Source organism: Sphingomonas parapaucimobilis NBRC 15100 (assembly GCF_000787715.1).
GTDB classification, from domain to species: domain Bacteria; phylum Pseudomonadota; class Alphaproteobacteria; order Sphingomonadales; family Sphingomonadaceae; genus Sphingomonas; species Sphingomonas parapaucimobilis.
The window spans coordinates 1-12833 of sequence record NZ_BBPI01000008.1 but is presented as its reverse complement, the minus strand read 5'-3'; the positions used below and the strand labels follow the sequence as shown (position 1 = coordinate 12833).

Annotated in this window: 7 protein-coding genes; 2 read left to right on the top strand and 5 right to left on the bottom strand. The window is 66.0% G+C overall.

The genetic code is table 11. The features are described from left to right. Positions 1–216: 216 nt before the first annotated feature. The 5 genes from SP5_RS01860 to SP5_RS01840 are packed head-to-tail and all read right to left on the bottom strand — an operon-like array spanning position 217 to position 10011. Entirely contained in the window at positions 217–2295 is a 2079-nt protein-coding gene (locus SP5_RS01860; RefSeq protein WP_042483295.1) for a glycoside hydrolase family 97 protein, read from the bottom strand. Beyond that, positions 2292–3905, bottom strand: coding sequence for an alpha-glucosidase family protein (locus SP5_RS01855; RefSeq protein WP_042483292.1), 1614 nt, complete (start codon positions 3903–3905; stop codon positions 2292–2294). The genes SP5_RS01860 and SP5_RS01855 overlap by 4 nt, the downstream gene beginning before the upstream one ends. Beyond that, complete coding sequence (locus tag SP5_RS01850; protein ID WP_042483288.1) at positions 3905–5698, bottom strand: alpha-amylase family glycosyl hydrolase; 1794 nt, start codon at positions 5696–5698, stop codon at positions 3905–3907. Before SP5_RS01850 ends, SP5_RS01855 begins: the two co-directional genes overlap by 1 nt. Further along, complete coding sequence (locus tag SP5_RS01845) at positions 5695–7221, bottom strand: tryptophan halogenase family protein (protein WP_042483285.1); 1527 nt, start codon at positions 7219–7221, stop codon at positions 5695–5697. The genes SP5_RS01850 and SP5_RS01845 overlap by 4 nt, the downstream gene beginning before the upstream one ends. 54 nt (positions 7222–7275) lie before the next feature. Further along, complete coding sequence (locus SP5_RS01840) at positions 7276–10011, bottom strand: TonB-dependent receptor (protein ID WP_042483282.1); 2736 nt, start codon at positions 10009–10011, stop codon at positions 7276–7278. A 205-nt stretch (positions 10012–10216) separates the two neighbouring features. Here SP5_RS01840 and SP5_RS01835 point away from each other — a divergent pair, with 205 nt between their 5' ends. Together SP5_RS01835 and SP5_RS01830 are read left to right on the top strand one after the other, a co-directional pair. After that, the gene (locus tag SP5_RS01835) at positions 10217–11248 is read left to right on the top strand and encodes a LacI family DNA-binding transcriptional regulator (protein ID WP_157013543.1); all 1032 of its coding nucleotides are present in this window, start codon (positions 10217–10219) and stop codon (positions 11246–11248) included. A gap of 32 nt (positions 11249–11280) precedes the next feature. Continuing rightward, positions 11281–12762, top strand: coding sequence for an MFS transporter (locus SP5_RS01830; protein WP_084220522.1), 1482 nt, complete (start codon positions 11281–11283; stop codon positions 12760–12762). Positions 12763–12833: the final 71 nt, after the last annotated feature.

Here is a 12833-nt window from a genome sequence, read left to right as displayed (position 1 = left end):
AGGCCCAGCTTATGCGGAAGCGCCCCACCCCCTGCCCCTCCCCTGAAGGGGAGGGGTGATTCAACCTGCTGTCATCCTGCTTTAACGTCATACCAGCGAAGGCTGGGATCTTTCGCAAGGGTGTACAGCCTTTCGGAAAAGGCCCCAGCCTGCGCTGGGGCGACGGTCTGTTGAAAGGAAGGCCCTCTCCATCACGCGATGGAGAGGGCCCCAAAATCAAAGCGCCTTCAACCGGATCGCTTGGCCGCCGCCGGGGGCGAGCGACAGGGTGAGCGTATCACCCTTCTTCACCCGCCGGGTCTCGAACGCGATCGAATGGCGCGCCTCGGTCGCATAGGTCGCACCCGGGCCGTCCTTATAGACCTGCGCCTCATAGGTCTTGCCCGGCTCCAGGAAGTCGAGCGTCACGGTCAATTCCCGCGCAGTCTCGTCGGTGATCGACCCGACATACCAGTCGCGGCTCTTCCGGTCCCGCCGTGCGAAGGTGACGTAATCGCCGACCTCGCCGTTCAGGACGCGGCTGTCCTCCCAGTCCACCGGCACGTCCGCGATGAAGCGGAAAGCCTGCGGGTATTTGGCGTAATTCTCCGGCGTATCGGCCGCCATCTGGACCGGCGAGTAGAGCACGACATAGAGCGCCAGCTGCTTGGCGATGGTCGACTGGATCGGGCTGTTGTCACTTCCGGTCAGGCTGAGCACACCGGGGGTAAAGTCCATCGGGCCTTCCAGCATCCGGGTGAAGGCCAGATTGACCTCGTGCTCGGGCGGGTTCTTGCCCGGCCAGGCGTTATATTCCATCCCCCGCGAGCCCTCGCGCGCCAGCCAGTTGGGATAGGTGCGGCGCAGGCCGGTGTCCTTGACCGGCTCGTGGCTATCGATCGACACCTTGTACTTGGCGGCCGCCTCCAGCACGCGAAGGTGGTGGTTCACCATCCACTGGCCCTCATGCCACTCACGCGACACCGAACCGTCGGCATTGACCCGCTCGATCTGGCCCGCATCGGCGACATAGCCGGTCTTCACCACATGCTCGCCATGGTCGGCGGCGAACTTGAAGGCCGGGTCGAACAGGCTCTCATAATGGCTGACCGCGCCGCCCGTCTCGTGATGGCCGATCAGCGAGACGCCCTTGGCCTTGGCATATTTCGCCAGCGCATCGGCGTCGAAATCCTCCGCCGGGGTGGCGAACTGCATCGCCGAGCCATTGCCCGCCCAATCGCCGTCCCAGCCGATATTCCACCCCTCGACCAGCACGCCGGGGATGCCGTATTTCGACGCGAAGTCGATATAGGTCTTCACATTGGCGGTGGTCGCACCGTGGCGAGGACCCCGCGCCCAGCTCCATTCGCCCTTGATCATCTTCCACCAGACGCCGACGAACTTGCCCGGCTTGACCCAGCTGACGTCGCCCAGCTTGTTGGGCGCGTTCAGGTTGAGCATCAGATGGCTCATATAGAGCCCCCCCGCATCCGGCGCGATCAGGAAGGTCCGCCAGGGCGTTTGCCACGCACCCGTCTTCACGACCTTGGGCGCGCCCGAGCCGGGGGTGAGGACCGCCTTGAAGCTGTTTCCTTCCGTCTTCATCACCGCCATGCTGGCATAGTCTACCAGGGCCGCCTCATGGATGGCGATGTGGGTGCCGTCGTCCAGCTTCATGGTGATCGGCGTCGCCGCCGTGCCGACCGCGTTGATCGGCGTGCGGTTGTAGAGATATTCCTCGCGGTTCCACAGGAAGGCGGGCTTCCACCAGGCGGTGCCGCCTTGCGCGATATTGAACTCGGTCAGTTCCTCCGCGATGTTCGCATGGGGCATCGCCTGCTGCTCGGGAAATTCGTAGCGGAAGCCGACGCCGTCATCCTGCACCCGGAACACCACGTCATAGCGGCGATGCAGCGCGCTCGACTCCATCAGGCGGACGCGCATCTCGCGGTGGTTGTCGCGAATGGTACGCCATTCGCCCCAGGGCTGGGTCCAGCTGGTGTCGGACTTGGCATGGGTGACGGACTCGATCTTCATGCCACGCTCGATCTTGGGCGCGTCGGTGAACATCATGCCCAGGCGAGACGGCGCGACGATCGCCTTGCCGTTGCGGGCGATCATATAGACCGCGCGGCCGTCATTGTCGGTCGACACCTGCACGGTGATCTGGCCGTCGGGGGAGGTTTCCACCGCGTCGGGCTGTCCGGCGGGCCTGGCGAATTTGAAGGTTTCGTTGACCGCCGGATCGGCGGGGCCGTTCTGGGCCTGGGCGGCGCTCGCGATTAGGCCCAGCCCGATGGCAATGCTCGTCTTCATGCAGTCATCTCCCGGATCGCCGCCCCGAACGCGCCCAGGCGTTCGTCGGTGGCGCTATTGATGTGGACCAGCACTCGGCCGCCGCGTGGCAGGGCAGGGGGCAGGGTCACGGGCGTGTCGCCCAGATTGAACAGGCAGAGCAGGCGCTGCTCGCCCTCGCGCCGCTCGAAGGCGAGCAGCTGGTCGTCGGCATGGAGTAGCGTCAGGTCGCCGACCGCCAGCGCTGGCGTTTCCGCGCGCAGGCGAACGAGGCGCCGGGTGAGGTTCAGGAGCGAGTCCGGGTCGCCGTCCTGCCGGTTGACCGCCAGCGCGGCATGGTCGGGGCCAGTGGGAAGCCACGGCTCGGCGTCCGAAAAGCCGCCATGACGCGCATTGCTGCTCCATGGCATCGGCGTGCGCACCCCGTCACGTGACAGGGTCAGCGGCCAGTTGGCGATCGCCTCCGGGTCGACCAGCCGCTCGAAGGGCACATCGACCTGGGTCAGCCCCAGTTCCTCGCCCTGATAGAGAAACGCATTGCCGCGCAGCGACAGGAGCAACAGCATCTTCATCCGCGCAAAGGCGTCGCGATGCTCCGGCCCGGTCCAGCGCGACACGGCGCGCGGCGCGTCGTGATTCTCGAACGCCCAGCTCGGCCAGCCCATGCCCGGCTCGGCAGGCCATTTCGCCAGCGCCTCGGCGACGATGCGCGGGGTCAGCCGGTCGGCGTATAGGAAGTCGAAGCCATAGGCCGTGTTCAGGCGATGATCGCCGGCGGTGAACAGCTTCATCTCGCGATCCGCCTCGTCGCCGCCGACCTCGGCCACGGTGAAGCGGTCGCCATACTCGTCCAGCGTCGCGCGGATGCGCTCCAGGAAGGGGACGATAGCGGCATGGCTCTGATTGTAGAGCTTCAACTGGAAGTCGAAGGGCCGGGTCCGCGTCTTGCCATTGTCCGGCGCGGGCGGGTTATCGCGCAGGGACGGCTCGTGCATCATGAAGTTGATCGCATCGAGCCGGAACCCGTCCACGCCCCGGTCGAGCCAGAAGCGCGCGGTCGCCAGCAACTCGGCCTGCACGTCCGGGTGGTGGACGTGGAGCTGCGGCTGCTCCTTCAGGAAATTGTGGAGATAATATTGCCCGCGCCGCGCGTCCCAGGTCCAGGCGGGGCCGCCGAACACAGACTGCCAGTTGGACGGCGGCGAGCCATCGGGCATGGCATCGGCCCAGACATACCAGTCGGCGCGCGCATTGGTGCGGCTGGAGCGGCTTTCGGTGAACCAGGGATGCTCGTCGGAGGTGTGGCTATACACCTGATCGATGACGACCCTCAGCCCCAGTTCGTGCGCGCGGGCGACCAGCGCGTCGAAATCCTTCAGCGTGCCGAAGATCGGATCGACATCGCGGTAGTCCGCCACGTCATAGCCGAAATCCTTCATCGGCGAGGTGAAGAAGGGCGACAGCCAGATCGCGTCCACCCCCAGGCTGGCGACATGGTCCAGCCGCGCGGTGATGCCGGGCAGGTCGCCGATTCCGTCGCCATTGCTGTCGGCGAAGCTGCGCGGGTAGATCTGATAGATCACCGCGCCCTTCCACCAGGGGCGGGCGGCGGTGGAAATATTCTCGGTCATCAACGGCTCTCCGCCGCGCAGACGGCATAGCCGAAGGCGGGCAATTCCAACATCAGGCTCCCCGGCGCCGCGGCGGTGGGCGCGCAGGCACCAGCCATGGTGGCGAAACGTTGCGACGCCGTTTCAACCTGCACCGCTTGCTTGAGCGGCTTGGCCGAGGTGTTGAACGCGATCACATATTCGCGCCCCGTGGCGGGATCGAAGCGGGACACGGCGAACAGGCCGGGCGCGTCGCCGCGCGCGCGGATCACCTGTCGTCCCCGCGTCAGCGCCGGATTGGCGGTGCGCAGCCGGGCGAGTGTCGCGATCTCGCGGTAGAGCGGGTGGGTGGTCACGAAGCTGTCGGTCGCGGTGGTCTTGCTCGTGCCGACCAGCTTGTTGTCGTTATAGCTGGCGACCTTGCTGGCGAACATGTCCTCGCGCGCGTCCTGATCGTTGCCGTCGCCCGCGAAACCCTGTTCGTCGCCCGAATAGACGGTCGGCACGCCGCGCAGGGTCAGCAGCATCGCATGGCCGAGTTCGACCCGCTTCAGGATTTCATCGTCCGAAGCATCCGGATTTTCGACCCGCACGTCGCGCGCGAAGCGGCCATGGTCGTGATTGCCGAGAAAGGTCGGCAATATGTCCGCCGTCGCTTCCCCCTTGGCGTATAGGATATCGCCCTCGAACAGGTTGGACAGTATGCGTGTCGGTTTGTTCTCGGCGACCGTCTGGATCACGGCGTTCATGAACGCGAAGTCGAGGACCGCCGGATAATCGGCGATCTTCGTCCAGCGGGCGAGCGCGCCGGGGTCCATGCCCGCCGTCACCTCGCCGAAGATGTGGAAGTTCGGAATGCCCTTCGCCTGGGCGCGCGCCAGCATCGCGGGCACGAAGCTCCGCCAGAATTCGGGGTTCACGTGCTTGGCGGTGTCGATGCGAAAGCCGTCGATGCCGAACCGGTCGATCCAGCTGCCGTAAATGTCGATCATGCCCGCGATGACGCGGGGATTCTCGGTGTAGAGATCGTCCAGTCCCGAGAAATCGCCGGTGGTCGAGCTTTCATCCTCGAAGCTCGTGTTGCCGCGATTGTGATAATAGATCGGGTCGTTGAGCCAGGCAGGGGTCTTGGCGTTCTTCTCGGCTGCGGGCACGTAGGGGGTGTAGGCGTAATTCGGGTCGGTCAGCTTGGCAAAGTTCGCCGCCGTCTGCACGTCATCACCCAGAAAACCCGCATTGATCGGCTGGCCCTTCACGCCGCCGCGCCGTTGGTACGGATAGGTCGCACGATCACGATAGGGGCAGGGCGATCCCTCCGCACATTCGCGATACTGGATCACGTCCGCCGTATGGTTGACGATGATGTCCATATAGACCTTCATCCCCCGGCCATGCGCCGCCGTGATGAAGGCGCGCAGATCGGCCTCGCTGCCCAGATGCGGATCGACGGTCGTGAAGTCGGTGATCCAGTAGCCGTGATAGCCCGCGCTCTCCTGCCCCCTGGCGCCCTGCACGGCCTTGTTCTTGAAGATCGGCCCCAGCCAGATCGCGGTCGCGCCCAGCCCCTGGATATAGTCGAGCCGCCGGGTCAGCCCCTTCAGGTCGCCGCCATGGTAGAAGCCCTTGTGCGTCGGATCGAAGCCGGTGGTCAGCGGACCGCCCTTCAGCCCGCCGCGATCATTGGCGGTGTCGCCATTCTCGAACCGGTCGGGCAGGACAAAATAGATCACCTCGTCCTGTGGCAGGCGCTGGCGATAATCCTGTGCGGCGAGCGGCGTGGCGGTCGCGAGGAGCGCGAGCAGCAGCGTCTTCATGCAAAAACCTCTGGGGCGGGGGCGGCGCAATGCGCGGCGAGGAAGGCGTCGTGCGTCGGCAGCCGGGCGGCGACCTGCGCGGCGTGACGCCGGGTGAGGCTGAGGAAATCGTCGAGTTCGTCCGCCGAAAGCGTGTCGGCAAGGGGCTGATACCCGGCCGGGACGATGCCCTGTCCGATCATGACCTGCACCCAGGCGGGCTCGGCGAAAAGTTCATCGCCCTCGCGGCGAAACCGGCCATTGGCGCGGAACAGCGCGATCCGGGCGGCGAGGCTGTCGGGCAAGGGCACCGCGCGGCGTTCGGCCCAGAAGGGCTCGGATCGTGCGTTGGCATGGTAGTGCAGGATCAGGAAATCGCGGATCGCCAGCCACTCGGCCGCCGTCTCGCGATTATAGGCGTCCACCTCGACCGGCTGGAGCGTCTGGCCGGGCCAATAGTCGAGCAGCCGTGCGAGGCCCGACTGGATCAGATGGATACTGGTCGACTCCAGCGGCTCCAAGAACCCCGCCGCCAGCCCGAGCGCGACGCAATTGCCGACCCAGGCTCGGGCGCGTCGTCCGGTGGTGAAGCGCAGGCGGCGCAGCTCGCCCATCGCCTCGCCGTTCAGCGCGGTCAGCAGGCGATCGGCGGCCTCGTCGTCCGAGAGATGGCGGCTGTCATAGACCAGCCCGTTGCCCGTGCGGTGCTGAAGCGGAATGCGCCAGCGCCATCCCGCCCCGTGCGCGATGGCGCGGGTATAGGGGGGCAGGGGGCTGGTTCGCTCGCCCGCCACCGCCAGCGCGCGGTCGCAGGGGAGCAGCTGGGACCAGTCGTCGAATGGCTCGGCCAGCGTCTCGCCGATCAGCAGCGCGCGGAAACCCGTGCAGTCGATGAACAGGCCGCCCGCATGGGCCTCTCCGCCATCGAGCACGACATGATCGATCCGCCCCGCCATGTCGCGCGCCACCGAGGCGATCCGGCCTTCCACCCGCTCCACGCCCGCCGCTTCGGCATGGCGGCGGAGCAGCGCGGCATAGAGGCTGGCATCGAAATGATAGGCCCAGGCCAGTCCGCTCGGCAGGTCGGGGCGGCCGGGATCGGGGGCGAAGCGGCCCGCCATGGCGGCTTGCGCGCTCGCCATATGGCCCCAGAGCGAGGCCGGGTTCGCCGCGCCGCCGCCGCGCAGCCAGTAATGATGGAAGGGGACGAGGCCCAGGCCCCGCCCGATACTGCCAAAGGCATGGAGATAGCCGCTGCCTTCGCCCGACCAGCCCTCGAACCGGATGCCCAGCTTGAAACTGCCGTTCGTCGCGCGGAGGAATTCGGCTTCGTCCAGGCCCAGCATCTGGTTGAACAGGCGGATGCCGGGAATGGTCGCCTCGCCCACACCCACCGTGCCGATCGCGTCGGATTCGATCAGGGTGATGCGGGTCGTGGCGGGTACGAACCGCGCCAGCGCCGCCGCCGCCATCCAACCGGCGGTGCCGCCGCCGACGATCACGATCCTTTGGGCAATATGGTCTGCGGTGGGGCGGTCGTCCATGCGGCGTCTCACGAAACCCGCGCCGATCGCTCGACCGGCGCGGGGGTAGGGGCATCAGAAGCGATAGGTGAACCCGGCCAGGAACCGGCGGCCATAGCTCTGATAGTCTATCACCTCGTCACGGCGACCGGCATTGGTGGTGACGAACGGCGTGTCGGTCAGGTTCTGGCCCTGGACGAAGATCGACAGGCCCTTGAACGTGCCTTCCTGGAAGTCATAGCCGATCTGGCCGTCGACGATCGTCTCGTCGATGGCGCGGCGGCGGACGCGGTTGGCGCCAAAGCCCGACAGCTCACCCACGAAGGTCGAGCGGTAGCGGACCGAGCCGCGGATGTTCAGGCCCCACTTCTCGAAGAAGGCGGTGCCGTTCGCCACCCAGCGCGAATAGCCGGGAATGTCCTCGGGCTCGCCACCGGGTGTTGGGGTGATCTCGGTCTTGGTATAGGACCCGCCGCCGGTCAGGCCGAAGCCGTCGAGGAAGCCGACCAGCTGACCCAGCGGCAGCGTACCCGCCAGTTCGACGCCATAGATCTTGCCGCCGGTGCCGTTGATCGGGCGGGTGATGCGCCCTTGCGTCGGGATGCCGGCGGGCAGCGAAGCGGGCAGGGGCAGGCCGGTATAGTCGTAAGGCTGCTCAAGATTGTAAACGAAGCTCTTCAGATCCTTGTAGAAGCCCTGCGCCGCCAGATAGCCCTTGGTGCCGAAATACTTCTCCACGGTCACGTCGAACGAGTTCGACCGGATCGGGCGCAGATACGGATTGCCGCCATTGCCCGAGATCAGGCCCTGCTGCGCATCGAAGCCATAGGACAGGGCGACGCGCATATCGTCGAAGCGGGGCCGCATCATCTGACGCGCGGCGGCAACGCGGAACACCCAGTCGCTGGGCAGGCGCAGCGACAGGTTGGCGCTGGGCAGGATGTCCCAATAGGTGTCGCCCTGGACGATGTTGGTATAGCCCGAGCCGTTATAGATCAGCCCGCGCGACTTCTGGTCGGTGCCGACCGCCTGGACGCCGACATTGCCGGTCAGCTCCGCCGCGCCGATCTGTGCCCGCAGATCGGTCTGGAGATAGGCGGTCATCAGGCGTTCGGTCGTGGTGTACGCCTTGGCGGGCACGTCCGGGCTGGTGTTGGGCGTCAGGGTGATGACCCCGCCCGCCAGCAGCGCGCGCGGATCATAGCTGAGCATCGGCCCCAGACCCAGATAGGTCAGGTTGGTCGGCGTCTGGCGATATTGTTGCGGCAGCGGCGCGATCGTCGCTCCGCCGGGCAGGGTGACGAAGGACTCGTTGGGCGCCAGCGACTTGGCATGATCGGTATAGTTCAGGCCGAAGCGGATCGCATGGACGATCGGCGTCTCGACCTCGCGCTCGATTTCGACCCGGTACTGCTTGATCTCGTCGGTGATCTTGCGGTCGTTGAAATAGCCCGTCTGACGCGTCGCGCCGCCCCAGCCCAGCGGATCGGTCAGCTGGATCAGGTTGGGGTCGGAGTAGTTCAGCGTCGGCTTGAAGATGGTGCCGTTGCGGCCCGTGGTGAAACCGATCGTGTCGGTCGCGCCGATGCCCTGGCCGTATCCGGTGCCGCTATAGGTCTCCAGCGTCACTTCATCGCGGTCGGTGCGCGAATAGCTGAGGTCGATGAATGCGCTCCAGCCGTCGTCGCCCTTATACTTGCCGTTGTAACCGAACGAATAGAGCTTGGCCTTGCGCTGGAACGAGTCGTTTCGCACGACGCCCTCGACCCCGTTGAACGTGCCCGAGGTGACCAGGCCGTTGTTGACCGTGGCATTGGTCAGCGACGGGTTGGCGCCGAACTGCAGCGGCAATTCGATACCGCGCTTGATCTGGTCGTCGTTGAAGTCCGAATAGAAGCCGTCGAGCGTGCTGGTGAAGGTGTCGCTCATCCGCCACTGCACCGTGCCCGACAGGCCCAGTCGCTTCAGCGTGGTCGAGGTGACGTACGACTTCGAGCCGCCGATGACGTCGACCGGCTGGCCGCCCACCGTCGTCTGGGCATAGCCCCAGGCATTGCCTTCCTGAATCTGGTATGGTTCGTTCAGATAGCTGGCCGACAGCGCGATGCCGATCGTGTCGTCGGCGAACTGGTCGACATAGGTCGCGCTGGCGCGGTAGCCGAAATCCTTGGACCCCGCATTCAACTTGCCGATATCGGCATAGGTGCCGCGCGCACCGACCGAGATCACGCGCTTGCCGTAATCGAGCGGACGGATGGTCTTCAGGTCGACCGTGCCCGACAGGCCCTGGCCGATCAGCCCAGCATTGGCGGTCTTGTAGATCAGGACCTGGTTGACGACTTCGGCGGGATACTGGTCATATTCGACCGCGCGATTGTCACCGGTCGAGGTCTGCTCGCGACCGTTCAGCAACGTAGTCGAGAAGTCGGGGGCAAAGCCGCGGATCGAGATGGCGTTGGAGCGGCCATTGACCCGCTGCGACGTAACGCCCGGCAGGCGGGCGATGGATTCGGCGATCGAGGCGTCGGGCAGCTTGCCGATATCCTCGGCCGAGACGGATTCGACGACCAGATCGCGGTTCTTCTTCTCGGCGACGGCGTTTTCCAGCGCGGCGCGGAAGCCGGTGACGACGATATCGCCGGGCTCCGCCTCGGCCTGCGCCTGCTGCGCGGCGCTGTCGGGGCTGGTGGGCGCGGGGGCGATGGTGGCTTGCGCAAAGACCGGCGCGGCAATGGCCATGGCCAGCGTGCTGACCCCGAGCTTCAGGAACGAGCGCGCGGCGTCGGCCGGCGCCACAGGGCGAACCGTCATGAAATCCCCTCCAGGAAACCCCGTCTTCATTCAAGGGACGGGTATGGTTGTTGCCCCTCCTGTGAAATTGTTCGGGCCGAAAAGGAATGAAGCCGCATACGTATTCAATGCGGCCGTTTCGGCCTGTTGCATTATTACGACAGCACTTCGACTTACCCGGCATCAGGAAAGCCGGTAAGCGATGGGGAGAGGAGGAAGCACTGATTTGGCCGGTCCGCGTAAGCCCACGTCGTTCGACATCGCGCAAATGGCGGGCGTATCGCAGCCGACGGTCAGTCGTGCCCTGCGCGGCAGTCCTTCGGTCAGCGCCGCCACCCGCGCGCGGATCGAGGCGATCGCCAAGAATCTGAACTATACGGTCGACCGTGCCGCCTCGAACCTGCGTAGCGGCCAGACCCGGACGCTGGCGTTGCTGCTGTTCCGCGATCCCTCGCCCGGGCGGACGCTGATCAATCCGTTCTTTCTCGGCATGTTAGGCTCGATCATGGAGAGCTGCGCGGAGGTCGGGTACGACCTGCTCGTCTCGTTCCAGAACCCGACCAGCAACTGGCAGGCCGATTATGAGGACAGCCACCGTGCCGACGGGCTGATCCTGCTCGGCTATGGCGACTATGCCGCCTATCGTGAACAGCTGGAAACGCTGGTCGCGCGCGGCACGCATTTCGTGCGCTGGGGGTCGGTCGCGCCGGGACAGCCGGGGCTGACCATCGGGTGCGACAATCATGCGGGTGCGCTGGCGGCGACGCGGCATCTGATCGCGCAGGGTCGCCAGCGTATCGCCTTTCTGGGCGATGCGACCGACCATTATCCGGAATTTCACGACCGCTATCGTGGCTATTGCGACGCTCTGTTGGAAGCGGGCCTGTCCTGTGACCCGGCGCTTCAGGTCGGCGCGATCTCCAGCGAGGAAGAGGGCGAGCGTGCCGCGCGGACGTTGCTGGCGCGGGGGCAGGGCTTTGACGGGATCATGGCGGCGAGCGACCTGATCGCGCTGGCCGCGATGCGCGTGCTGGCCGAGGCGGGCTTGCGCGTGCCCGCCGATGTCTCGCTGGTCGGGTTCGACGATATTCCGGCTGCGAGCTTCGCACACCCCCCGCTGACGACCGTGGTGCAGGATGCGGCGGCGGCGGGGCGGCTGCTGGTCCGCGCGCTCCTTGCCGAGATTGCGGGCACATCGCCGACGCCCAATCTGCTGCCCGCCACGCTGGTGGTGCGCGGGTCCAGTATCAGGCCATAAATCAAAAATATAACAGAATGTTGGGAGAGGTTATGGAGAAGCCGCGTCAGGGCTTTTGGGGGTTGTGGAACACCTCGTTCGGCTTTTTCGGCATCCAGATCGGCTTTGCCCTGCAAAATGCCAATGTCAGCCGCATCTTCCAGTCGCTGGGGACGGCGGAGAAGGACCTCGCCTTTCTCTGGATTGCGGCACCGCTGACCGGGCTGCTCGTCCAGCCGGTGATCGGCCATTATAGCGACCGGACCTGGGGCCGGTACGGGCGGCGGCGCCCCTATTTCCTGGCCGGAGCCGTGCTGGCGACGCTGGCGTTGGTGGGGATGCCCAAGGCGGGCGGGCTGCTGGCGGCGGCGATGCTGTTGTGGCTGCTCGACGCTTCGCTCAACATTTCGATGGAGCCGTTCCGCGCCTTTGTCGGCGATATGCTGCCCAGCCGCCAGCGGACGGCGGGCTATGCGTTCCAGACCGGGTTCATCGGCGCGGGCGCAGTGCTGGGGTCGCTGGCGCCGATGCTGCTGACCGATGTCTTCCATGTCGCCAATGTCGCGGCGCCGGGCGAGGTGCCGCCATCGGTACGCTATGGCTTCTATATCGGCGCGGCGGCGCTGTTCTTCGCGGTGCTGTGGACCGTCCTCACCACGCGCGAATATTCACCCGGGCAGCTGGCCGCCTTTGCCGAGAGCGACGAAGGGCAGGCGGTGCAGAGCGATGCAGCCCCGAGCGACCGGATCGGCGCAGCCCCGCTGTGGATCGTGGCCGGTGCGCTGATCGTGGCGGGCGTCGGCTGGCTGGGGCTGGACAAGCCGGTCTATCTGCTGGGCGGCGGGCTGATCGCTTTCGGCCTCGCCAGGATCGCCAGTGCCGCCCTGGTTCGAAGCGGGCGAAGCGACAACGCGCTCAGCCAGATCCTCGCCGATCTGGCGGCGATGCCGGAAACCATGAAGCGGCTGGCGCTCGTCCAGTTCTTTACCTGGTCGGCGCTGTTCATCATGTGGATCTACACGACGCCGATCGTCGCCGAGCGGGTCTTCCATAGCAGCGACGCGAACAGTGCCGCGTTCAACCAGGGCGCGAACTGGGTCGGCGTGCTGTTCGCGGTCTATAGCGGGGTGGCGACGCTCTGGGCCTTTGCGTTGCCGTCGCTCGCCAGGGCGATCGGACGGCGCAACACGCATGTCCTGGGGCTGCTCTGCGGAGCCGCCGGGTTCGCCTCTTTCCTGGTGATCCGCGATGCGTGGTGGCTGATGGGGTCGATGGTGCTGGTCGGTATCGCCTGGGCGTCGATCCTGACCATGCCCTATGCCATCCTGTCGGCAGCGCTTCCGGCAGAAAAGCTCGGTATCTACATGGGCTTGTTCAACATCTTTATCGTGTTGCCGCAGCTGATCGTGTCATCGGTCATGGGCGCGGTGGTCGGGTATTTCTTCCCCGGCAACCTCGTCTGGGCGATGGCGATCGCCGCCGGGGTGATGGGGCTGGCCGCCATGGCAATGCTGCGGGTGGCGAAGGAGGCTTGATCCTCCCCGGTACGGGGAGGGGGACAGCCGCGCAGCGGTGGTCGAGGGGGGCGTGCCACTAAGGACATCCC